The sequence below is a fragment of the Arthrobacter sp. K41 genome (assembly GCF_059089645.1).
The window spans coordinates 656,673-677,877 of record NZ_JBNHEW010000002.1 but is presented as its reverse complement, the minus strand read 5'-3'; the positions used below and the strand labels follow the sequence as shown (position 1 = coordinate 677,877).

The 21,205-nt window shown below is 64.2% G+C and carries 22 protein-coding genes and 2 tRNA genes; 13 read left to right on the top strand and 11 right to left on the bottom strand.

The window, feature by feature from the left end; all coding sequences use genetic code 11:
- Positions 1-11 precede the first annotated feature (11 nt).
- Positions 12-758, bottom strand: a complete 747-nt coding sequence (locus AC5RTE_RS07525) for a phosphoglyceromutase (RefSeq protein WP_494040756.1) — start codon at positions 756-758, stop codon at positions 12-14.
- A 91-nt stretch (positions 759-849) separates the two neighbouring features.
- Between AC5RTE_RS07525 and AC5RTE_RS07520 the strand changes: the two genes are divergently transcribed.
- Positions 850-1,695: a class I SAM-dependent methyltransferase gene (locus AC5RTE_RS07520; protein WP_494040755.1), complete on the top strand. Its 846-nt coding sequence runs from the start codon at positions 850-852 to the stop codon at positions 1,693-1,695.
- Position 1,696: 1 nt separating this feature from the next.
- On the opposite strand, the gene AC5RTE_RS07515 is transcribed toward AC5RTE_RS07520, so the two are convergent.
- Together AC5RTE_RS07515 and AC5RTE_RS07510 are read right to left on the bottom strand one after the other, a co-directional pair.
- A complete protein-coding gene (locus AC5RTE_RS07515; protein ID WP_387553740.1) occupies positions 1,697-2,047 on the bottom strand; it encodes a DUF2516 family protein in 351 nt (116 codons plus the stop codon).
- Positions 2,048-2,056: 9 nt separating this feature from the next.
- A complete protein-coding gene (locus AC5RTE_RS07510) occupies positions 2,057-3,247 on the bottom strand; it encodes a trans-sulfuration enzyme family protein (RefSeq protein WP_494040754.1) in 1,191 nt (396 codons plus the stop codon).
- A 119-nt stretch (positions 3,248-3,366) separates the two neighbouring features.
- Here AC5RTE_RS07510 and tmk point away from each other — a divergent pair, with 119 nt between their 5' ends.
- The 11 genes from tmk to AC5RTE_RS07455 all read left to right on the top strand — a co-directional run bounded on the left by tmk (position 3,367) and on the right by AC5RTE_RS07455 (position 13,601).
- Positions 3,367-4,020, top strand: coding sequence for a dTMP kinase (gene tmk / locus AC5RTE_RS07505; protein WP_494040753.1), 654 nt, complete (start codon positions 3,367-3,369; stop codon positions 4,018-4,020).
- Positions 4,017-5,159 carry a DNA polymerase III subunit delta' gene (locus tag AC5RTE_RS07500; RefSeq protein WP_494040752.1) on the top strand — a complete coding sequence of 381 codons (1,143 nt, stop codon included), beginning with the start codon at positions 4,017-4,019 and terminating at the stop codon, positions 5,157-5,159. Before tmk ends, AC5RTE_RS07500 begins: the two co-directional genes overlap by 4 nt.
- A gap of 17 nt (positions 5,160-5,176) precedes the next feature.
- Positions 5,177-6,742: an alpha/beta hydrolase gene (locus AC5RTE_RS07495; RefSeq protein WP_494040751.1), complete on the top strand. Its 1,566-nt coding sequence runs from the start codon at positions 5,177-5,179 to the stop codon at positions 6,740-6,742.
- 103 nt (positions 6,743-6,845) lie between these two features.
- A tRNA-Thr gene (locus AC5RTE_RS07490) sits at positions 6,846-6,918 on the top strand.
- A gap of 1,001 nt (positions 6,919-7,919) precedes the next feature.
- Complete coding sequence (locus AC5RTE_RS07485) at positions 7,920-8,219, top strand: hypothetical protein (RefSeq protein ID WP_494040750.1); 300 nt, start codon at positions 7,920-7,922, stop codon at positions 8,217-8,219.
- Positions 8,220-8,766: 547 nt separating this feature from the next.
- Positions 8,767-8,943 (top strand): hypothetical protein, encoded by a 177-nt coding sequence (locus AC5RTE_RS07480; protein ID WP_494040749.1) that lies wholly within the window; start codon positions 8,767-8,769, stop codon positions 8,941-8,943.
- A gap of 887 nt (positions 8,944-9,830) precedes the next feature.
- Positions 9,831-10,115 carry a hypothetical protein gene (locus tag AC5RTE_RS07475; RefSeq protein ID WP_494040748.1) on the top strand — a complete coding sequence of 95 codons (285 nt, stop codon included), beginning with the start codon at positions 9,831-9,833 and terminating at the stop codon, positions 10,113-10,115.
- Positions 10,116-10,224: 109 nt separating this feature from the next.
- Positions 10,225-10,896 carry a DNA alkylation repair protein gene (locus AC5RTE_RS07470; RefSeq protein ID WP_494040747.1) on the top strand — a complete coding sequence of 224 codons (672 nt, stop codon included), beginning with the start codon at positions 10,225-10,227 and terminating at the stop codon, positions 10,894-10,896.
- Between the two features lies 1 nt (position 10,897).
- Positions 10,898-11,869 (top strand): hypothetical protein, encoded by a 972-nt coding sequence (locus AC5RTE_RS07465; RefSeq protein ID WP_494040746.1) that lies wholly within the window; start codon positions 10,898-10,900, stop codon positions 11,867-11,869.
- A 152-nt stretch (positions 11,870-12,021) separates the two neighbouring features.
- Complete coding sequence (locus tag AC5RTE_RS07460; RefSeq protein ID WP_494040745.1) at positions 12,022-13,296, top strand: multidrug effflux MFS transporter; 1,275 nt, start codon at positions 12,022-12,024, stop codon at positions 13,294-13,296.
- Positions 13,297-13,415: 119 nt separating this feature from the next.
- Positions 13,416-13,601 carry a hypothetical protein gene (locus AC5RTE_RS07455; RefSeq protein ID WP_494040744.1) on the top strand — a complete coding sequence of 62 codons (186 nt, stop codon included), beginning with the start codon at positions 13,416-13,418 and terminating at the stop codon, positions 13,599-13,601.
- A gap of 118 nt (positions 13,602-13,719) precedes the next feature.
- On the opposite strand, the gene AC5RTE_RS07450 is transcribed toward AC5RTE_RS07455, so the two are convergent.
- From AC5RTE_RS07450 to AC5RTE_RS07415, 8 genes are all read right to left on the bottom strand, one after another.
- On the bottom strand, positions 13,720-14,565 hold the full coding sequence (locus AC5RTE_RS07450; RefSeq protein WP_494040743.1) for an aldo/keto reductase: 846 nt from the start codon (positions 14,563-14,565) through the stop codon (positions 13,720-13,722).
- Between the two features lie 62 nt (positions 14,566-14,627).
- Positions 14,628-15,104 carry a hypothetical protein gene (locus AC5RTE_RS07445; protein WP_494040742.1) on the bottom strand — a complete coding sequence of 159 codons (477 nt, stop codon included), beginning with the start codon at positions 15,102-15,104 and terminating at the stop codon, positions 14,628-14,630.
- 5 nt (positions 15,105-15,109) lie between these two features.
- Entirely contained in the window at positions 15,110-15,739 is a 630-nt protein-coding gene (locus AC5RTE_RS07440; RefSeq protein WP_494040741.1) for a bacterial proteasome activator family protein, read from the bottom strand.
- 78 nt (positions 15,740-15,817) lie between these two features.
- Complete coding sequence (locus tag AC5RTE_RS07435) at positions 15,818-16,021, bottom strand: YbdD/YjiX family protein (RefSeq protein ID WP_494040740.1); 204 nt, start codon at positions 16,019-16,021, stop codon at positions 15,818-15,820.
- Entirely contained in the window at positions 16,021-18,321 is a 2,301-nt protein-coding gene (locus AC5RTE_RS07430) for a carbon starvation CstA family protein (protein WP_494040739.1), read from the bottom strand. The genes AC5RTE_RS07435 and AC5RTE_RS07430 overlap by 1 nt, the downstream gene beginning before the upstream one ends.
- 249 nt (positions 18,322-18,570) lie before the next feature.
- Entirely contained in the window at positions 18,571-18,855 is a 285-nt protein-coding gene (locus AC5RTE_RS07425) for a DUF1540 domain-containing protein (RefSeq protein ID WP_494040738.1), read from the bottom strand.
- A gap of 102 nt (positions 18,856-18,957) precedes the next feature.
- Positions 18,958-19,548 carry a PadR family transcriptional regulator gene (locus AC5RTE_RS07420; RefSeq protein ID WP_494040737.1) on the bottom strand — a complete coding sequence of 197 codons (591 nt, stop codon included), beginning with the start codon at positions 19,546-19,548 and terminating at the stop codon, positions 18,958-18,960.
- A 130-nt stretch (positions 19,549-19,678) separates the two neighbouring features.
- Positions 19,679-20,662: an NAD(P)H-quinone oxidoreductase gene (locus AC5RTE_RS07415; protein ID WP_494040736.1), complete on the bottom strand. Its 984-nt coding sequence runs from the start codon at positions 20,660-20,662 to the stop codon at positions 19,679-19,681.
- Between the two features lie 107 nt (positions 20,663-20,769).
- Here AC5RTE_RS07415 and AC5RTE_RS07410 point away from each other — a divergent pair.
- Positions 20,770-20,857: transfer RNA gene (locus AC5RTE_RS07410), tRNA-Ser, on the top strand.
- Positions 20,858-21,205 lie beyond the last annotated feature (348 nt).

The following is a 21,205-nucleotide window of genomic DNA, read 5'->3' as shown; positions in this document are numbered from 1 at the left end:
TGTTTAACGCCCTATTTCTTGCCCTGGTTGGCCACGGCGAGGATGGCCTCGGCAGCGGCGTCGGGGTCCAGGTAGGTGCCACCGGGCTTGACGGGCTGGAAGTCCTCGTCGAGGTCGTATACCAGCGGGATTCCCGTGGGGATGTTCAGGCCTGCGATGGCTTCATCGCTGATGCCGTCCAGGTGCTTGACCAGCGCGCGCAGGGAGTTGCCGTGGGCCGTGACCAGGACTGTCTTGCCGGACTTCAGATCCTCCTTGATGTCAGATTCCCAGTACGGCAGCAGGCGGACCAGGACATCCTTCAGGCACTCGGTGCGCGGCAGGGCGGCGCCCAGGTCTGCGTAGCGGGGGTCGTGCGCCTGGGAGAACTCGGAGTCATCGTCCAGGGGCGGCGGCGGGGTGTCGTAGGAACGGCGCCATTCCATGAACTGCTCTTCACCGTATTCGGCGAGGGTCTGGGCCTTGTCCTTGCCCTGCAGGGCGCCGTAGTGGCGTTCGTTCAGGCGCCAGTCGCGCTTGACCGGGATCCAGCCGCGGTCGGCCTTGTCCAGGGCGATGTTTGCGGTGTTGATGGCCCGCTTCAGCAGTGAGGTGTAGAGGATATCCGGGAGAACATCGTTCTCAACCAGGAGCTCCCCGCCCCGCGCTGCTTCCTTGCGGCCCTGGTCGTTGAGGTCTACGTCCACCCATCCCGTGAAGAGGTTCTTGGCGTTCCATTCGCTGTGGCCGTGGCGCAGCAGAATCAGCTTGTAAGTCATGATTTTCATCCTAGCCGAGCGCTGCGGCCGCCTGCCCAGCGTTACAACGGACACTGCCCGGCTGGGATGCGGCAAGGGATAAGGTGGGGCGGTGGTGCAAAAAGCTGAACGCGTGGCCGCCCCGCAGATGACCGGCAGGAACCCGGGCAGCAGGCAGGGCCGGCCGGTAGGGAACGTCACCCGCGGCACCACGAATCCGAACCGCATGCGCCGGGTTGACCGCTGGCTCGCCGGGCCCCAGGCGTGGCGCCTCCGCTCGGCGGAAAGTCCCCTGGTGGTGGACCTGGGCTATGGCGCAACCCCGGCCACCGCCGTCGAACTCTACGAGCGGCTGTCCGCCCTGCGTCCGGACGTCCAGGTGTGCGGCATCGAGATTGAACCGGACCGGGTCCGCGCGGCGCTGCCCCTGCAGCGGCCGGGTTTGAGCTTCCACGTGGGCGGGTTCGAGATCCCGGTGCCCGGACGGCCAGTGCTGGTGCGCGCCTTCAATGTCCTGCGCCAGTATGAGGAAGCGGATGTGGCGGGGATCTGGCGGCTGGTGCAGGACCGCCTGTCCGCCGACGGCCTGTTTATCGACGGGACCTGTGACGAAATAGGGCGGCGGGTGACATGGGTGGCGCTGGATGCGGAGCGGCCGCTCTCACTCAGTATTTCCGTCCGGTTCGGCAGCTTCGGCCTTCCCTCGGATGTTGCTGAGCGGCTGCCCAAGGCCCTGATCCACCGCAACGTCCCCGGTGAACCGGTGCACGCCCTGATGCAGGCGATGGACCGGGCGTGGCTGGAGTCCGCCCCGCTGGCGGCTTTTGGCAACAGGCAGCGCTGGCAGTCCATGGCCCGCTTGGTGCGCGACGCCGGCTGGCCGGTTCAGGACGGGCCGGCCAGGTGGCGGCTGGGCGAGCTGACCGTGGACTGGGAAGCGGTGGCCCCGGGGAGTTAGTTCACCAGGGCCCGTAGGGCCCGGTGTTGCGGCTGCCGCCGCGGCCGGCATCCTTGACGGCCGGCCGTACGTCTGCCAGGTAGACGGACGCGGCGACGACGGCCGCGAGCCCGAACAGGCCAAGCGTGCCGAAGAAGCCGCCACTGCCGAAGAACGATATGACGCCCACCAGGGCGGCTCCACCCGTCAAAGCCATCCAGAAGGTCTTGGTCCTCTTCCCGGTTGCCTCAAAGGCGTTGGCGCGGTGCCGGGCGCAGTCCACCACGGCCCACAGTTCAAGTCCGAGTGCCACCAGGGCAAGAATAAAGAACACTGCCTGCTCTACAGGCCGAATAATGAGTTCACCGTCCACAAGCCCAGCCTAGCCGCCCAGCGCGTCCAGCGCCTGCTTCAAATCCGCCCAAAGGTCCTCAACATTTTCAATGCCCACGCTGAGGCGGACCAGGTTCTCCGGCACGTCCGGCGGCTCGGCGGCGTGCCGGCGGCGGCGTTCTATCAGCGACTCGACCCCGCCAAGCGACGTCGCGGGCAGCCACAGCGCCATTGCCCGGACCACCGCGTCCGCAGCGTCGGCACCGTTCAGCCCGCCCACGGGTGCCACCTGGAAAGAAATGATCGAACCGAAGCCTTTCATCTGCGCCTTGGCCCGTTCGTGCCCCGGATCCGTGGGAAGCCCCGGGAACCGGAGCGACTCGATCCGGGGATGGGCTGCCAGACGCTCCGCCAGGACCATGGCGGTGGCCTGAGACCGTTCAATGCGCAGTGCCAGCGTTCTCAGCCCGCGCAGGGCAAGCCAGGATTCGAAGGGCCCGGCAATTCCGCCATGGATGGTCCGGTGATGGAGCAGCGCGGAACGGATATCCGGGTTGGAGGTGACCAGCGCGCCGAGGACGACGTCGGAGTGGCCCGCCAGGTACTTGGTCACCGAGTGCAGGACGACGTCGGAGCCCAGGCGCAGGGGCTGCTGGACCAACGGCGTGGAAAAGGTGTTGTCTGTGACGACGATGGCTCCGGCCGCGTGAGCTGCGGCAGTGAGGACCGGCACATCCGCGACGCTGAGCATGGGGTTTGTAGGGCTCTCGAGCCAGAGCATGGCGGCCGCCCGACCGGCCGGGCCGCCGGGCGAGAGCGCTTGCCCGACTGCTTGAGTATCGGCAATATCAACGGTTCGGAGCTCGATGAAGCCCTTTTGGGCAAGCTCGGCCGCCATGACCAGGGAACCTGAATAGCAAAGCGTCGGCATGACCAGCACTCCCCCGGCGGGAATGAGGGACAGGGCGGAACTGACTGCAGCGAGGCCGGACGCGTAGAGGAGACCCGGCAGTTCCGAACCTTCGAGCTGCCCCAGCGCTTCCTCGAACGGATCCCAGGTGGGGTTGGAGTACCTGCCGTAACCGCGGTCCCCGTCAGCAAGGGCACCAGTGCCGAAGTATGTGGAGGACAACACGATGGGCGGGTTGACTGGCTGGTCCCTTTCCCGCGGGGGACGCCCCGCGGCCACCACTACCGTCTCAGCCGCCAGGGAAGCTGCTTGCTGTTCGGAAAGACTCATGGACGAAAGCCTACTGTCCGCGCGAAGCACCCCGGAAAGCCGTTACCCCGCCCGCAGATGCTGTCCACATGGGGCTGCGGCGGTCTGCGATTGTCCGGGCGGATCGGTAGGCTTGACCGGTGAGCAAACAACGGGCGGGCCTTTTCATCGCGTTTGAGGGCGGAGATGGTGCCGGCAAGTCAACCCAGGCGGCCCGGCTTGCGGATGCCCTTGAATCGCGCGGGCTGACGGTCCTGCGGACCCGGGAACCCGGTGGAACCCCCATTGGCGAGAAGCTGCGGTCCCTGGTCCTTGACCATGGGCACGGCCACATTGATGCCCACACCGAAGCCCTTATTTTCGCCGCATCGAGGGCTGCCCACGCCAGCCAGGTCATCCGGCCGGCACTGGAGCGCGGGGACATTGTTTTAACGGACCGGTATATCGACTCTTCCGTTGCCTACCAGGGAGCCGGGCGGAACCTGGGCAAGGACGCCGTCCGGTCCATCAACGCGTGGGCCACCTCGGGCCTGGAGCCCCACCTTACGGTCCTGCTGGACGTTGACCCGGAAGTGGGCCGCCGCCGCCGGACCGCCGGTGATGCCGCCGAGGACCGGCTGGAGTCCGAAGCTGACGAATTCCACCTGCGGATCCGGGAGGCCTTCCTGGAGCTGGCCGCAAGCCGGGCCGGTTCCTACCTCGTGCTGCCCGCCCATCTTCCCGTAAGTGACCTTGCTGAGCAGATTCTCCAGCGGGTGGACGCCCTGTTGGCGTCCCTGGAGGTTGACGCATGACCGTGTGGGACGACCTGCAGGGCCAGGCTGCCGTCGTCGAACAACTCCGCCAGGCCGCCGGCGGTGAAAGCCTCACTCATGCGTGGCTGTTCACCGGGCCCCCGGGGTCCGGCCGTTCGAATGCCGCCAAGGCGTTTGCCGCGGCGTTGAACTGCGACCAGGAGGATGCCAGCCGCCTCGGCTGCGGGCAGTGCCCGGCCTGCCGGACCATCCTCGGGGAAACGCACTCGGACGTCACCTTTGTCCGTACCGAAAAAGTCACCATCACCATCGACGAAGCGCGCGACCTGGTGGCGGCGGCGGGCAACCGGCCATCCTCCGGCCGGTGGCGGATAATCGTGGTGGAGGACGCGGACCGGATGGCCGAGCGCACCACCAATGTCCTGCTCAAGGCCATCGAGGAGCCAACTCCCCGGACGGTGTGGATGCTGTGCGCCCCGTCCCCTGCCGATGTGCTGGTGACCATCCGCTCCCGCTGCCGGAGCGTGGCGTTACGGCTGCCGCCCGCCGCTGACGTGGCGGCTCTGCTGGTAAAGCGCGACGGCGTGGAGCCGGCGCTGGCGGAGCAAGCGGCCCGTGCGGCACAAAGCCATGTGGGTATTGCCCGCCGGCTTGCCCGGGACCCTGCGGCGAGGGAACGGCGCCTGGAAACCGTTAGGTTCCCGTTGGGGCTGCGGGGTGTGACCGCCGCGGTGATGATGGCGGAGAAGCTGGTAAAAATCGCCACCGCCGAGGCCAACAGTTCCAACGAGGAACGCGATGCTGCCGAGAAGGCTGCCCTGCTGGCAACGCTGGGGGCGCCGGAGTCCGGAACTTTGCCTCCTGCCATGCGCAGCCAGGTGAAGCAGTTGGAGGACGACCAAAAACGGCGGGCCAAGCGGTCCATCACCGATTCCCTGGACCGGACGCTCACGGACCTGCTCTCCTTTTACCGGGATGTGCTGATTATCCAGCTCGGGAATGCTGTGGAGCTCGTGAACGTTGAGCTGAGGGGTGAATTGGAGGAGTTTGCCGGCCGCTCCACTCCGGAGGTCACCCTCGCCCGGATGGATGCCATCAACAAAGCCCGCGAACGCATCACCACCACCAACGTTGCCCCGCTGTTGACCATTGAGTCCATGGCAGCCAGCCTGATCTAGCCCTCCAAGGAGACCCGATGACTGCCCGCCCCCTGCCTGCACACCCCCGATCCTGGGTGATTGGCGTGCGTGCCGCCGGGGCCATGGCGCTGGCCATGGTTCTGGCCTCCTGCACCCTGTTCGACGGCGGAGACCGCAACCAGGAGGCTGCCACTGCCAAGGCGGATCCCTCGATTGTGGCGTCCGCTCCGGCCGGGCTCGAGCAGTTCTACTCCCAGGAAGTGGTGTGGGAGCCGTGCGAAGGTGAATTCCAGTGCGCCAAGGTGAAGGTGCCGATGGATTATGACAAGCCCGAAGGCGACACCATCGAACTGGCCGCGTTAAGGGCTTCGAGCACCGGCAACAAAACCGGCAGCCTGCTGGTCAACCCGGGAGGCCCGGGCGCATCCGGCTATGACTTCGTCAAGGACGCTTCGGGAACGCACTTCTCCCAGGCCGTGCGGGACGCGTACGACCTCGTGGGATTCGATCCCCGGGGCGTAAAACGTTCTGCACCTGTCTTCTGCATAACGGACGCCGAGCGTGATGCCGCGCGGGCCAAAATTTACGATCTGGAAACCGACGCCGGCCTGGAGGCTGCCCGGACGGACAACAGGGCAATCGCCGCCCAGTGTGCGGAGCAGACCGGTCCGGTCCTGGCCCACATCGATACGGTGAGTTCCGCGAAGGACATGGACATCCTGCGCGCCGTGGTGAACGACTCCAAGCTCAACTACCTCGGGTACTCTTACGGCACCTTCCTGGGATCCACCTACGCTTCACTGTTCCCGAACAACGTGGGGCGGATGGTGCTCGACGGCGCCTTGGATCCGGCCATCAGCAACGAGGAGCTCACCCGGGGACAGGCCCGCGCCTTCGAAAAAGCCATCCGGTCTTATGTTGCTAGCTGCCTGGAGCAGGACGGTTGCCCGCTAAGCGGGACCGTTGATTCAGGGGTGCAGCAGCTGCGGGACCTCATTGCGGCCGTTCAACAAACGCCCCGAACCGCCAAGGACGGGCGTGTGGTCAACGCCACGATGTTCGTCAGCGGGATGATCACCCCGCTGTACAACGATCAGAGCTGGCCTGCCCTGACCCAGGCCCTTGAAGCGGCGATGACCGGTGACGTGAGCCTTATGCTTCGGCTGGCCGATCTTGGTGCCGACCGTGCTTCCAACGGGACGTATACGTCCAACTCGACGTTCGCGTTCAATGCCATCAACTGCCTGGACTACCCCATGGAGTCCGATACCGCAGCTATGCGGGCCGAACAGCAGCGCCTGATGCAGGACTCCCCCACCTTCGGATACTTCTTTGCCTACGGCGGCACCAACTGCGCTGACTGGCCCTACCAAAACACCCGGACGCCGGCACCGGTTGAGTACACAGGAGATTCACCCATTGTGGTTATCGGCACTACCGGCGACCCTGCCACTCCGGTCGAGTGGGCCGCTTCGCTCCGCAAGCAGCTGGGCAACGCCGCCCTGTTGACGTGGGAAGGCGAAGGCCACACCGCTTACGGCCGGTCCAACAGCTGCATCGAAGACCCCGTGGACGCCTACCTCGTCAGTGGCGAGGTTCCGGCGGACAACACCGTGTGCTGAAAGCCTCATACCCTTTGGCCCCGCCCATTTTGACCGGGGCGCTGGGACTCTACTACAGTTGAATCTTGCATGAAGCGCCCGGTTCTTCCGGGCAGCATGCGGTGCTTCCTTAGCTCAGTCGGTAGAGCGTTTCACTCGTAATGAAAAGGTCATCAGTTCGATTCTGATAGGAAGCTCGGGACAAACCCCCTAGAAATCAAGGTTTCTGGGGGGTTTTTCGCTGGCTTATGGACAAGCGGGGAATCTTATGCATTCCCCGCTTTTTCTTTTGACTCCCAGCTTGTTCGTCACTCTCTCCTCATCTCCTTACAGGAGGGCCTATACAGCCTCCGCCCCGGCCATGAGCAAATGTTTCATGTCTTCGGCCACCGTTAGCCCGAGCAATCAGGTGCCCCTGCCTACGGCAGGGGCACCATAATCTTCTTCGGGCAGGTGTTGTCGGTTTCAATCTAATTACCGGTTTACCAGGTCGAGAGCCTTGGTCGGTTCGTCCAGGATCAGCCTTTCGGGTTCTTTCAGATGATGACCGGGCCAGACTTTTGTTATTTAGAAGTTATGATTTCGTCCCTAAAGTGGCCTGTCTTAACAAGACTTTGCCTCTAGTCTTTGACTAATGCCGCCGGTCCTGATTCTTGGGATCTGAGGGGCAGACAGTGCGCGACGAGCGCCTTCTTGGGGGAATTTCAATATCGTGACTTCCAACCGCTTCGGATTTTGTAGCCTAATGACTGTCGGCGGTATTGCCATCGGCCTTTTCCTTTCAGCATGCGGGCCCAAGCCTGCAGAAAATTTGGTTGTGGAGAGTACAACTCCCAGCGCTGGGGCCTCCGCGGCAGCGGCGCCGACGGCTCTTTCCACCCCCAGTCGAACAGCCATGCCCACGGAAGCTGCCCCTCAAGTTCCGGCCCGGCCGGTGGTGCCAGCGGCGCCGGTCCAGCCCGCACTGAAGTCGTTCACGTTCCCTGACGGGCACATCTCCTTCTCATACCCTGCTTCCTGGTCCGTCAGGATCGAGCGGGGGCCAGGCCAGGAGGGGCCCCCCGAGCAGCCCTATGAAGTGACCGTCTCGGACCAAACAGGCGCCGCCCTCGTCCGCGTCCTAAGTGGTGCCAAGGGCATCGGATGCACAGGGGGACCAGTGCACCGGACTGTGTTGGATGGGGCAGCCGTACCAGGAATGAGCGAAGTTGATGGCACCGCGCCGACATTTGGATTCATTGTGGAGAAGATTGGCACCGATAACTCCTACGTCATGGCGGTCATGAACCCCCGCAACCTAGAGGAGGGGAACGTCTCGTCGCACTGCACTTTACTCATGATGGGCAATGGCGGTGCGATGAACACAGCCATCTTCAACCAGTCGGTATACCCGAGCCCAATGCCGGCTTTTCCGAGCCGACAGGCTGCGGAAGCGTGGATGGTTACTGAACAGTACGCGCAGCTCAAGGCGCTGATGATCAGCTTGAAATACTCGTAGCTGTCCTGCGAAACGCGGTCGCGGCCGCCCCATAAGTCCGCAACGGATAACGTCCGCCCCCTTCCGCTTTCCACGGTGGGTCAATTCGAGTTAGTTACGACTGGAGTTCAGATCTGGTGGGGTAGCCTCTGATCGCCGTAGCGCTGCATAAAGCTAAAGGATGGAACAATTGGCGGGAAGCGGCACACGGGTTTCATATCGCTACTTCAGCGGAGTCACCACCTGCCAATAAGGACCATTATTGGGGTCAGCTTAGGTTGCGGGCGACACTAGGCTAAGCTCTGCTGCATAGTTGGTACGAGTAGTTATGGAAAATTTTAGAACGCCCACTGTAATCAGGCCACCTATGGGTCTACATAGCCACAGTAATATTACGAGCCTACCCACAGTATTGACATAATTAGTTTGGCAAGTGGCGCGAAAAGGTTCGTTTAGCTGGCCGTGGGGCGGGCGGCTTCGTTTCCCTAGGTCTCGGGTTTGGTAGGAGTGTGATCCCAGTGGAGGATTGGCGCTTATTCGACGGTTGCATCTAGCCGAGCTTGAATCGATGAGGTCGACAGCGGCGCGGCTGGGGATCTCAAGGAATACGGTCGCCAAGGCAGTCAGTGCTGAGGGCCGCCAGCATGTGCCCGAGCGCCGCAGGACTCCGGGAGAAGGGCAGTGGACCGGCAGTTCGGGCGATGCTGCCGGAGAACCCTTTGATGCCGGAGACGGTGCTCGCTGAGCGGGTTGGGCTGGTCCGGGTCACCGGCTTGGTTTGAGGAGGACGTAGCAAGGAACCGGTCCGAGTAGCTGACCGGATCTCTCACGAACCCGGGGATCTGGCGGTGCGACCTGTGGTTCCCGGGGGTCTGGATAATCGTTGGTGACGGCGAAGACAAGGTATTGCCGGAGCCGTGATGGTCTCCTCGCCTTCTTGGTTCATTATGGCCCGGATGACCCCGTCCAGGATGACCGGAGACCTGCTGGCCGGTAAGTGGGACGAATCCGATCCCTAAGCGCTGTTCCCCGCCGGCTGATCTGGGACGCGAAACCGGCGTCGGCAGGCGGAAAAGCTACGCCGCCGGAGTCGCTGCGTTCGCCAAGGTCTTGACCACCCGGATCGTGCAGGTCAAGCCCTACGAACCGGAGAGTATGGGCGTGGTTGCGCCGGCCAATCAGTTCCTTGAAACAGCCTTCCTGCTAGGCCGGGTCTTTACCTCACCGGAGGACTTCAACGACCAACTCGCGCAGTGGCTGCTGAAGGCTAACGCGCGGGCTCGTCAGACGGACCGGCGCCCGCTTGGCGGCCCTGCTCTCCGTGAACAAAGCCGCCATGCTGGCGCTGCTACCCGTTCCACCAGTCACCGGCTCCATCGCACGGTCCTACTGCCGAGGGACTACTACATCCGGGCGGGCAGACGTCTTCCCTAAAAAGCAGCGGTAAGTAGTAGGCCCTTTAAGGAGTCGAGTACTTCCTACGCATGCACGCCAAGGCACCCGACCCTAATCTTGTTGATACGGCAGCAGGCCGGCTACGGCTGCTGCCGGCCATCGGGTCACCGGTGGTTCACGCACTCAGCCTATGAAGACGGTATTGGTGCACAGCTTCCACTGCTTACAGGACTCCCCATGCCGCTGTCACCAGATCCAGCCGAAAAGCACGCACCGCTGGATATGCTCCCCCGGCAGTTGCCCGACCTGTCGGCCGAGGCCGCCGCGCTGCAGGCTTCCGTGGGCGAGGACGTCCTGCGGCAAGCACCCGGCCGGCCGGTCCTGATGCTGCGGCCTGCGCGGGTGAAGGTGGGCTCCAGGACCGGACTCGCCACCGCCTACACCGTCACCCATGTGTTGGTGGCGTGGGACGACGGGCAGGACGTCCGGTGGGTGGCCAGCTGGCTGGTGCGCCGGCTTTAGCCCGCCGTGCCCCACACACGCCCGTGGCACCGGCGCGGACGGAAGTCCCCTTCGTCGTAGGCTGAACTTCGCATGCGACGGAGGAGAAACCAAAATGGCGGCGAGCGGAATGACCGGAACCAGTCTGGAAGGGCTGATGGCGGAGCTTGCCGCCCTTGAAGACCCGCGGGTCCGCGAGGTAAACGAAAGACACGGGGACAATCACGGTGTGAACCTCGGCCAGCTGCGTGCCGTCGCAAAGCGCCTTAAGACCCAACAGGAACTCGCTTGCCGGCTCTGGGAGACGGGTGACACTGCGGCGAGGCTGCTGGCCCTCCTGGTCTGCCGTCCCAGGGCGTTTAAGAGCGACGAGCTGGACACCATGCTCCGCGAGGGCCGCACACCCAAGGTGCACGACTGGCTGGTGAATTATGTGGTGAAAAAGAATCCCCACGCAGAAGAACTGCGCCTGGCGTGGCTTGACGATCCCGATCCGGTGGTGGCGAGTGCAGGCTGGGCACTTACCAGTGAACGCGTGGTGAAGCAGCCTGAAGGCCTTGACCTTGCCGGACTGCTGGACGTGATAGAGGCCGGGATGAAGGCCGCGCCGGACCGCCTGCAGTGGGCAATGAACACTTGCCTGGCACAAATCGGGATCGGGCATGCGGAGCACCGGGACCGGGCGGTCAGCATTGGTGAGCGCCTGGAGGTACTCAAGGACTACCCCACTCCCCCGGGCTGCACCTCGCCCTATGCGCCCAGCTGGATTACCGAGATGGTTCGCCGGCAGCACGCTAATTAGTATGGCGGTTATGGAAGACGAGGCCCTGGCGGAGATAGCGAACGGGCTCTACGCCAAGCCGATGGAAGACTTCGTGCCGGCACGTGCCGCCGCAGCAAAGGAAGTTGCCGGTGCAAACAAGGAACTCGGAGCCGCTGTACGGGCACTGCCAAAGCCTTCGGTTGCCGCCTGGACCGTAAACATGCTGGCCCTGCACCAACCGGAGGTCCTTGCCGGGTTGGCGGACCTGGGGACCCGGATGCGTGCGGCCCAGGCGTCATTGGACGCCGCAGCCCTCCGGGAGCTGGGACGCGAGCGGCGAACCCTTCTGGCTGCCGCCGTCGACACCGCCCGCTCCGTAGCCCAGGAGCACGGCCGGTCCATCAGCGATGCGATGACTACTGACGTCGAGGAGACCCTCCGGGCCCTGACGGCAGATGAGGGGGCCGCTGCTGCCGTCCAGAGTGGACGGCTCCTGAAGACAATCTCGGCGGACGGCGTAAACGCCGTGGAGCTTGAGGGCTCTGTGGCAGTCCCGGCCGCCCTGCCCGCACAGCGGGCAGCTCCTGCGCCGTCCAAAACGCCGGTGCGAAAGGAACAAAAGGAAGGCACGACGGCGGCGGGAACCGCCCGGACCAAGCCTGATAAGCCGCGCCTCGAGGCAGTCCGCCAGGCACCGCGGCCAAGGTCGCTGCCCGCACTGGACAAAGCCCAAGCCGCCCTTGCGGAAGCACAGGCGGCAGAAGCCGAGACGGCGCAGCTGGCCAAAAATCTGCAGAACCAGGCGGACGAAACACGGACCGAAATTGCTGGGCTGATCCAGGAGGCCTCCGGTCTGCGGGCGCAGCTCAAAGCAGTTGAGGACCGGCTCGAGCAGTCCCGCAAAAGGTTAGCCAGCACCACGGCGGAGGCAAAACAGGCCCAGCGGGCAGCCGACAAAGCCGAGCGGACTGCGATGCTCGCGCAGGAACGGGTCCTCCGGCTGGGCAGCTGACAGAAGTATCCCCGGGCTGCCGGCCAAACTGTGGACGCGGGTTTAGGAACACTTCGTCAGGGGTACTCCCATGACCTCAGCTGAACTGCTCAAGCCACGGCCACGCATTGGACCCACACCCTGCGTGCTTGCACACAAGTTAGGTTTGCCCCGTGAAGGACCCGTCCCACTCCCAGAACACCAGCAAGCAGCCACCGCGCAGCTTCAAGTACATCCTGATGCTCGGCGCCCTGGCCGCGCTTCCGGCTGTTACCACGGACATGTACCTGCCCTCCTTGCCCGCCGTGGAAGCCGACCTCCGTACAACCCAGACCGCCGTGCAGCTGACCTTGTCCGGAACCCTCGTCGGTGCCGGCGTTGGCCAGTTGGTGATCGGCCCGTTCTCGGACCGGTTCGGACGGCGGCTGCCGCTGGTCATCGGTATTTCCCTGCACGTGGTCATTTCGTTGCTGTGCTCCATGGCTCCGAACATCGAAACGCTGACAGGGCTCCGCGTGCTCCAGGGTTTCTTCAACGCAGCTGCCGCCGTGGTGGCCCTGGCCGTCATCCGTGACCGCTTCGTTGGTTCCGCAGCAGCCCGGCTGCTGTCCCGGCTGATGCTGGTGATCGGTCTCGCCCCGCTCCTGGCACCCACCGTGGGCCAGGCCATCGCCGGGCTCTGGGACTGGCGTGCCGTCTTCTATGCGCTGGCCCTCATCGGGGTGGTCCTGGTGGCAATCGTCTGGAAGTTCATGCCTGAAACGCTGCCGGAGGACCGGCGGGCGCCGGCCCACCCCAGGCACGTGGCAGGTGCCTACTGGTCGCTGCTGCGGGACAAGCACTTCATGGCCCTGGCGGTGATCCCCGGCCTGGGGCTGGCCCTGATTATGAGCTACGTGGTGGGTTCCCCCTTCGTCTTCCAGAACGAGTACGGCCTCACGGCCCAGCAATTCGCCCTTGTCTTTGCCCTCAATGGCGCCGCGCTGGTGCTGTCGGCACAACTGAATGCCACCCTTGTCCGGAAGTTCCCGCCGGTCCGGCTCCTGCGCACCGCCCTCCTGGTGCAGTTGGGCCTCGCCCTGCTGCTGCTCGTGGTGGTCCTGACGGGTGCCGGCGGCCCGTTTGGCCTGATTGCCGGCCTGTGGCTGGTCCTGTCTGCCCAGGGCATGATTCCGGCAAACGCCTCCGTACTGGCCCTGCACAACTACGGCCATATGGCGGGTACAGCGGCCGCGGTCATCGGAGCCCTGCAGTCCGGCGTCGCAGGGCTCGTCAGTCCGCTGGTGGGGCTTCTGGGTGGAAACGCGCTCTCGATGGCCGGCGTCATGGCGGGCAGTTGTGTAGTGGCAGTAATCGTACTTGCCGCGGGAACTCCCGCCTACCGAAAGGGCGGGTGGCCTCAGCCCGCGGAACGCGATGACGACCAACGGGTCAGTGCCGACGATTAGTTGACTTTGAGCCCCTGCCGCCGCGGACGGTGCTATGGGAAGGGGCCTGTGACTACGTCGGAGAGCAACACGCGGGGCTGATTCCGGGGAATGTCAGACCCCGGTTGCACACTGGATTTATGGAAAGCCAACTCGTACAGGAATTTCACGTCACCTACTTCGACGCCGACTGCGGCCGTGCACGCTCCGAGACTTTTGACACCTTGGCGGAGGCCGAGCGGTTCGCCAGCCGGCACTGCGCCGGTGAGGACAGCTGGGCCGTCGTGGACGCGGTTCCGGTCCAGCAGGTCCGTATCGCTGCCTAAAGGGAATTCTCCCTGAGGCACTTAAAGCAGTAACCCGCGTTGCGAGGGGACACCCCCAGGCAACGCGGGTTGGACGGTCTATTGGGACCGGACTGCTTAGACCGGCAAGCGGTCCGGGCTAAGCGAAGTCGGAGACAGCGGGATCGGCTCCAATACGGCCTTCGCCCTTGGCGCTGCGGTCCAGCGCGTTGATGGCTTCGATGTCGTCGGCGTCAAGGGAAACGTCCAGGGCCGCGAAGTTTTCGCGGATCCGGGACTCCGTGACGGACTTGGGGATGACCACGTTGCCGATGGCGAGGTGCCAGGCGATTACCACCTGGGCGGCCGTGGCATCATGCTTGGCCGCGATGGACGCCACCGTCGGGTCCTCCAGGAGCTCGCCGCCCTGGCCCAGTGGTGACCAGGCCTGCGTCAGGATTCCCTTAGAGGCACCAAAATCGCGCAGTTCGCGCTGGCTGAAGTACGGGTGGAGTTCAATCTGGTGGATGGCCGGAACCACGCCGGTCTCGCTGATAATCCGCTCCAGGCCTTCGATGGTGAAGTTTGAAACACCGATTGACCTGACCCTGCCACGCTTCTGCAGCTCAATCAGCGCCTTCCAGGTATCCACGTACTTGTCCTGCTTGGGCTGCATCCAGTGGATCAGGTAAAGGTCGAGGGTCTCAAGGCCCAGCCGGTCCATGGACTCTTCGAACGCCGCAAGGGTGGATTCGTAGCCCTGGTCTGCGTTCCAGAGCTTGGTGGTGATGAAGAGCTGCTCGGGTGACAGGCCTGAGCTGGCAATGGCGCGGCCAACGCCGGCCTCGTTGCCGTAGATCTTGGCGGTGTCGATGTGGCGGTAGCCAGCTTCGAAGGCCTGCCGGACAACCTTTTCCGCCACCCCATCCTCAACCTGCCATACGCCATAGCCGAGCTGGGGAATCTGGTTTCCGTCGTTGAAAGTCAGTGTCGGTGAAAGAGTCATGACCCCATCCTGCCAAAACAACTGCCCTGCCAACGGCGATCAGCACGAACTAAGCCAGACGCTTAACCGGGAATATCCTCTTGCCGGGGGTCCGGACTCTCCTCCCGCAGGTGCCGCTCGGCGTCGGCCACCTGCTGGAACACCGCCTCCGCGCGGCGCCGCACAGATGCTGCGCCCACGGGGACGGGACCGACGGCGAGGCGCAGCATGGCTGCTGCTTCGGCGGTGGTGGCGAGGGAATTGCCGGCCTTGGACAGGGAGCGGTGGACACCCGCGAGGGCGTCCGGGATGTCCAGCCCGTCGCTGGGCGAGCGCTGCTGTGCTTGCACGCAGACTGCCCTGACGCGGTCCAACAGTGCTGCAAGTTCATTGGCGACATCCACCAGCTCCGAATAGAGCTGGTCGTCTTCCACCCCTTCGAGGACCTGGTGGAAGCGGTCCAGCCCCCGGTGGAAGCGATCGTGGGCCCGTCGCCACAATCCCTTCCCAAGTTCAGCGTCGTCCTTGCGCCCCTGCCTGGCGGCGCTAAAAAAGCCCAAATGCCCTAAAGGTACTGTCCCGGACCGTGGTCCGGGTCAGTGGGCTGGCCTGGCCGTCCTGGAACACCGGCCCGCGGCACGGCCGACGCCCGCTGAGGCTCCCCGTTCTCCCCGATGACCACACCGGGAGCAATAATTGTGCCCGGAGGAAGCTGGCGGAGCTGGTGCTGCGCCGCAGCGTGCTCGCGGGCAGCGTGTTGGGCGGCGATGGCAGTCTGGATACCGTGGAACAACCCCTCCAGCCAGCCCACCAGCTGTGCCTGGGCAATGCGCAGCTCAGCGTCGGAGGGAGTGGCCTCGTCCGGGAACGGGAGGCTGATCCTGTCCAGCTCCTCCACCAGCTCAGGGGCAAGCCCGTCTTCCAGTTCCTTGATGGAGCGCTCATGGATCTCGGCGAGACGTCCCCGGGCGGCGTCGTCCAGCGGCGCGGACTTCACCTCCTCGAGCAGCTGCCTGATCATTGTTCCGATCCGCATCACCTTGGCCGGTTCATCCACCAAATCCTGCAGGTTGCTGCCTTTGGGCTTGCCGTCATTGGCGGGGACAGCCGGCGCAGGTGCCGGCTGTCCGCCGTCGATGGTGGTGCCCTCTACCGGGAGGTCCTCAGGTGCCTGAGTGTCTTTCGGATCGCTCATGCGTTCATACTCTCACGAGCAATCGGCCGGTTGTTCACTCCATGAAGCGCACTGACGGTTTGTCCGCTGCAGGCTCAATCAGCAGCACCGGCCCTGGGGATTGGTGTCCTGCCGGTCGGTCTGGTCCCGCCAGAACTCGCGCTCGGTCAAAGGCGGGGTGCTGTGGCCTGCAGCCCGGTGGTGCTCCAGGTACTTTACGTAGGCATCCGCGCCCAGCACGCCGCCGAAGTAACGTGCAAAACCCCGGAAGCCCTGGGCAACCGCGGCGAGTCCGGAGCTCATCAGTGGTGGCCTGCCCTCTCGAACCGCAACTCGGCAGGAACCTTTTCCCACTCGGCCAGCAGCTCCTTCTCGGCGGGCGTGGGGATGAGACCGGACGGGGCAAAGACGCGGGACGGCCGGGCCGGGTCCTCGGTGTCCTTCGCGGCTGTCCCGTCAGCACGGGTGCGGAACGCCTTGACGGTGGCAAGCACCGCCGTCGTAATAACAATGATGCTGAGCACGACGAAGATCACCGAGAGCCAGCCCTGGATGGCGGTGTTGCGGACTACGGCTTCCATGGCTGCCACGGACTTGGCCGTGCCGAATTCGGTCTTGCCTTCGGCGAGGGCCTTGCTGAAGGCGGCGTTGTTCGCGAAGTAACCCACTGCCGGGACGGGCGAGAAGATCTTTTGGTAACTCGCCGTGATGGTGACCACCGCGGCGAACGTCAGCGGAAGCGCCACGATCCACAGATACTTGAACGTCCCGCGCTTGGCCACGATGGCCAGGCACACGGACAAGGCGATGGCTGCCAGGAGCTGGTTGGCGATGCCGAACAGCGGGAAGAGGGTGTTAATGCCGCCCAGCGGATCTGTGACGCCCATCAGGAGGACCGCGCCCCACGCGAGCACCATGATCGCGGTGCAGAGCCAGGCTCCGGGCCGCCACGAGTGTTCCTTGAACTTGGGGACGAAGTTGCCGATGGAGTCCTGGAGCATGAAACGGGCCACGCGGGTGCCGGCGTCAACGGCGGTGAGGATGAAGAGAGCTTCGAACATGATGGCGAAGTGGTACCAGAATCCCATCATGGCCGTGCCGCCGATGAACTGCTGCATGATGTGCGCAAGGCCCAGGGCGAGCGTGGGGGCGCCGCCGGTACGGGACACAATGCTTTCCTCGCCCACGTTCTCGGCGGTCTGGGACAGGAGGTCGGGAGAGATGTTCACCCCGGTCAGGCCCAGGCTGTTCACCCAGGTGGCTGCTGTTTCAACCGTGCCGCCCGTCAGGGCAGCCGGCGCGTTCATGGCGAAGTACAGGCCCCTGTCGATGGAGATCGCAGCAACCAGCGCCATGATGGCCACAAAGGACTCCATCAGCATGCCGCCGTAGCCGATGAACCGGGTTTGGCGTTCCTTTTCCACCAGTTTCGGGGTGGTGCCGGACGAGATCAGGGCGTGGAAGCCGGACAGGGCACCACAGGCAATGGTGACGAAGAGGAAGGGAAACAGCGCACCGGGGAATACGGGCCCGTTCTCCCTGCTGGCAAACTCACTGAACGCGGGAACCGTAATCTCCGGGCGGACCGCGATGATGGCCACCGCGAGCATCACGATCACGCCGATCTTCATAAATGTCGACAGGTAGTCACGCGGTGCAAGGAGCAGCCAGACCGGCAAAATAGCTGCGATGAAGCCATAGATGATGATTCCCCAGGCAATGGTGACCCTGTCGAGGGTGAAGAGATCAACACCCCACGGGGTTTCAGCGACAATGCCGCCGCCGATGATTGCCGCCATCAGCAGCACGAAGCCGATGAGCGAAACTTCCAGGATTTTGCCGGGCCGCAGGTAGCGGAGGTAGACGCCCATGAACAGGGCGATGGGGATTGTCATGCCGACGGAGAACACGCCCCACGGGCTTTCGCCGAGGGCGTTGACCACGACGAGTGCGAGGATGGCCACGATGATCACCATGATGAGCAGGGTGGCGATGAGGGCGGCGGTGCCGCCGATGACGCCCAGTTCTTCCCGTGCCATCTGGCCGAGGGATCGTCCTCCGCGGCGCATGGAAAAGAACATCACCAGGTAGTCCTGGACAGCGCCTGCAAGGACGACGCCGACAATGATCCACATAGTGCCGGGCAGGTAACCCATCTGCGCGGCAAGCACGGGGCCCACGAGCGGTCCGGCCCCGGCAATGGCGGCGAAGTGGTGGCCGAACAGAACGTTGCGGTCCGTCCGGACGTAGTCCTTGCCGTCGGCCTTGTACTCGGCCGGGGTGGCCCTGCGGTCATCGGGCCTGGTGATGTAGCGTTCGATGACCTTGGAGTAGAAACGGTAGCCGATCAGGTACGTGCATACGGAGGCGAAGACAAACCAGATGGCGTTGACGGTCTCCCCGCGGATGATCGCCAGCATGAACCATGCCACGCCGCCCAGCAGGGCGATCGCAGCCCAAAGCGCGATCTTTCCCGGCGTCCACTTTTTTTCTTCGGCCTGGCGGACATTTTCATCCACGGCCGACGGCGGGAGAACGGTGTCGGTGGTAACCGTACCTTCCCCCCGGGCTGCGCTCCGACGATAATCAGGCGTTTCGGCCATGTCTCCTCCTTGAGATTTGTTCCTCATCTGCTGACTCGCACACTACCAACGGTGGCCCTCAATCGGGGCGCTTTTTTGCCCTTGGAGCACGGCCTGCGCCGAACGGCCTGCACCGGGCGCCTAATGACGGGCCCCACTGCCCCGGCTCCTACTCCGGTACCGGCATCCCGGGAAGCGGTAAAAGCAAAGAGGGTCCCCATCCGGTGTTCCGGACGGAGACCCTGGTTCCCGCGTGGGCGGGGAGCTTGGCTAGGCGTGGGAGTAGGTGAGGCAGTCCGCGTTGTCGGCTCCCGGACCGACGTGAACTTCAGGCGCCTTGCACATCAGATGGTCGTTGTGGACGCATTCGGAGCGCTGGCATGCCCCGACGTCGGCCAGCACCTTGGGCAGTCCGCCGTGAAGGCCGGTGTCGATGAAAGTGGCGCAGGTTGCATGGTTTTCGGCGCCGCCCACGGTGATGGCGGCTGCGTTGCAGTTGGTGTGGTCGTTAAAGGAACAGTTCGTTACGCTGCAGTCGGCGACGTGCGTTGTCATGGAAAGCCCTCCTGGCTTCGGCGCCCGGTGCGGGCGGCTCCTGAAACCCACGGTAAACCCGTTGGCAACAATCAAAAAGACCCAATTCAGTGACTTAATTGTTCAGATTCCTGTGAGCCCTGCATCTGACGTGCCCCCGCTGGATGTCCTGCGTGTTGGGCTTGGAGACTGCGCCTGCTGGACCATTCTGGCTTCACAGAGGTCCAGCCAGCGGACCTCGGCTTCGGTCTGGAAAATGAGGGAGTCAAGGACCAGCAGCGAGGCGGTATCCCCTGACCGGTGGGTGACGGCGGTGTCCCTGCGGGCCTTTGTGTAGTCCTGCAGTGCGCGGATGGAAGCCACACGCTGCGTCTGGATGATGCCCTGCACGTCCACGCCCGGGATGGTGACGGCGAGCGCCAGCTTGATGGCCAGCTCATTGCGCGGCGGATTATTCCGCTCCACCGGGGCGGCAAACCAGCTTCCCACCTCAGCCTTGCCGGCACCCGTAATGCTGTGGACCACGTGCCCGTTGCCGTCATCGCCGTCCCTGACAACCAGGCCGTCCCGTTCCAGCCGGTCAAGCGTGGTGTAGACCTGACCGATATTCAGCGGCCAGGTGGCTCCCGTCCTGTTCTCGAACTCGGCCCGCAGCTGGTAACCGTAGCGCGGCTGGTCCTGGAGCAGGGCAAGGAGGCTGTGGCGGACGGACATCGGCGCTCCTGGCGTTGGTGGGCCTCGGTATGCGGGCTACCCCAAGACAGGGTGCATACCGCGTATGCACCCTGAGCTTAGGAGCAGGAAGGCTCCGAAGCAATACTGGATATGAACGCCACGTGGGCCGTTACATCAGCAGGAGGATCTTTCCCACGTGGTCGCCCGAGTCGAAGTATTCATGCGCAGCCTGGACCTGTTCCAGCGGGAAAGTCTTGGCCACGAGCGGACGGATCCTGCCGTCACTGACCAGCGGCCAGACGCCATCGCGAACGGCGTTCATGATCGCGCCTTTTTCTTCCACCGGCCGCGGCCTCAAGGCGGTGGCCACCACCGCTGCACGTTTCTTCAACAGCTGCCCCAGGTCCAGTTCCCCTTTGACGCCACCCTGCAGGCCAATCACCACCAGGCGCCCGTAGTCGGCGAGGGCGTCCACGTTCTGCGAAAGGTACTTGGCTCCAACGACGTCGAGGATAACGTCGGCGCCGTGCCCGCTGTTTTGCTCGCGGAGGCTCGCCGGAAAGTCCTCTTCGGCGTAGTTGATGGCAATGTCCGCGCCCAGGAAAGCTTTCGCGGTTCCCACCTTTTCGTCCGTTCCGGCTGTCGTGGCCACCCTGGCTCCCAAAGCCTTGGCGAGCTGGATGGCCATGGTGCCGATCCCCCCGGTGGCGCCATGAATCAGCACCGTCTCGCCAGCCTGAAGCTGGGCAGTCATCACCAGGTTGGAGTACACCGTGGCGGCGACTTCCGGCAGGGACGCCGCCGTCACCAGGTCCACACCGTCCGGTACCCGCAGGACCTGTTCCGCAGCCACCGCCACCTGCTGGGCATATCCGCCGCCGGCCAGCAGCGCCACCACCTTGTCGCCAAGTGAAAAGGGTTTGCTGACGCCGGGGCCGAAGCCGGCTATGCGGCCGGAGACTTCCAGGCCCGGAATCTCGGAAGCGCCCGGCGGCGGCGGGTAGAAGCCCCTGCGCTGCTGCACGTCTGCGCGGTTGAGGCCAGCCGCCACGACGTCGATAAGCACCTCCCCCGGTCCGGCTACCGGCGCGTCCGTCTCGCGGATCTCCAGCACTTCCGGGCCGCCCGGTTCGGATATGTAGACGGCTTTCATGGAACACTCCTGTTTCTGGCTGAATACTCGCTGCAACCAGTGTGCACCGGACACCTTCCAGTCTCTGTTTTGTTGCAGGCAAGCGCCTATGAAACACTACTAGTCAGGGAAGGTTGTCCGAGCGGCCGAAGGAGCTAGTCTTGAAAACTAGTGTGCGGTAACCCCGTACCAAGAGTTCGAATCTCTTACCTTCCGCGAATAGGACCCCTGTCATGCCAGCTTGCTGGCAGGCAGGGGTCCTTCGTTTACCCCGGCAACTGCGCGACAAGCGCTGGGCGCAGCCGGAACCATAGGGGCTGTCAGGCCCGGCCCAGCGCCGTGGTGTCCCTGCCTGGGCTTGGCTGCCTTCGCCAGAGGCGCAGCGAAGATACCGGCAAGAAATCCCGGAAAGATCTGCCCGTCTGGACCTTCCCCTAAAGCTACCGGCCGGTATTCTTTTGTGATGGCCGGCACATGGGTTCCGGCCACCAAACCAACCACTGCCGAGAGCATCATCGGACGGGGCCACTGGGTCCTGGTCCGGTGGGGCGGACCGCTCCGCTG

Bases quoted from the DNA above. Each gene is read 5' to 3' on its own strand.
- AC5RTE_RS07485 (WP_494040750.1), top strand. From the start codon at position 7,920: ATGAGCGAAGTTGATGGCACCGCGCCGACATTTGGATTCATTGTGGAG.
- AC5RTE_RS07455 (WP_494040744.1), top strand. From the start codon at position 13,416: ATGGAAAGCCAACTCGTACAGGAATTTCACGTCACCTACTTCGACGCC.
- AC5RTE_RS07525 (WP_494040756.1), bottom strand. From the start codon at position 758: ATGACTTACAAGCTGATTCTGCTGCGCCACGGCCACAGCGAATGGAAC.
- AC5RTE_RS07420 (WP_494040737.1), bottom strand. From the start codon at position 19,548: ATGTCCGTCCGCCACAGCCTCCTTGCCCTGCTCCAGGACCAGCCGCGC.
- AC5RTE_RS07475 (WP_494040748.1), top strand. From the start codon at position 9,831: ATGCCGCTGTCACCAGATCCAGCCGAAAAGCACGCACCGCTGGATATG.
- AC5RTE_RS07440 (WP_494040741.1), bottom strand. From the start codon at position 15,739: ATGAGCGATCCGAAAGACACTCAGGCACCTGAGGACCTCCCGGTAGAG.
- AC5RTE_RS07500 (WP_494040752.1), top strand. From the start codon at position 4,017: ATGACCGTGTGGGACGACCTGCAGGGCCAGGCTGCCGTCGTCGAACAA.
- AC5RTE_RS07450 (WP_494040743.1), bottom strand. From the start codon at position 14,565: ATGACTCTTTCACCGACACTGACTTTCAACGACGGAAACCAGATTCCC.
- AC5RTE_RS07510 (WP_494040754.1), bottom strand. From the start codon at position 3,247: ATGAGTCTTTCCGAACAGCAAGCAGCTTCCCTGGCGGCTGAGACGGTA.
- AC5RTE_RS07465 (WP_494040746.1), top strand. From the start codon at position 10,898: ATGGCGGTTATGGAAGACGAGGCCCTGGCGGAGATAGCGAACGGGCTC.
- AC5RTE_RS07495 (WP_494040751.1), top strand. From the start codon at position 5,177: ATGACTGCCCGCCCCCTGCCTGCACACCCCCGATCCTGGGTGATTGGC.
- AC5RTE_RS07415 (WP_494040736.1), bottom strand. From the start codon at position 20,662: ATGAAAGCCGTCTACATATCCGAACCGGGCGGCCCGGAAGTGCTGGAG.
- AC5RTE_RS07430 (WP_494040739.1), bottom strand. From the start codon at position 18,321: ATGGCCGAAACGCCTGATTATCGTCGGAGCGCAGCCCGGGGGGAAGGT.
- AC5RTE_RS07425 (WP_494040738.1), bottom strand. From the start codon at position 18,855: ATGACAACGCACGTCGCCGACTGCAGCGTAACGAACTGTTCCTTTAAC.
- AC5RTE_RS07435 (WP_494040740.1), bottom strand. From the start codon at position 16,021: ATGAGCTCCGGACTCGCCGCGGTTGCCCAGGGCTTCCGGGGTTTTGCA.
- AC5RTE_RS07470 (WP_494040747.1), top strand. From the start codon at position 10,225: ATGACCGGAACCAGTCTGGAAGGGCTGATGGCGGAGCTTGCCGCCCTT.
- AC5RTE_RS07480 (WP_494040749.1), top strand. From the start codon at position 8,767: ATGAGGTCGACAGCGGCGCGGCTGGGGATCTCAAGGAATACGGTCGCC.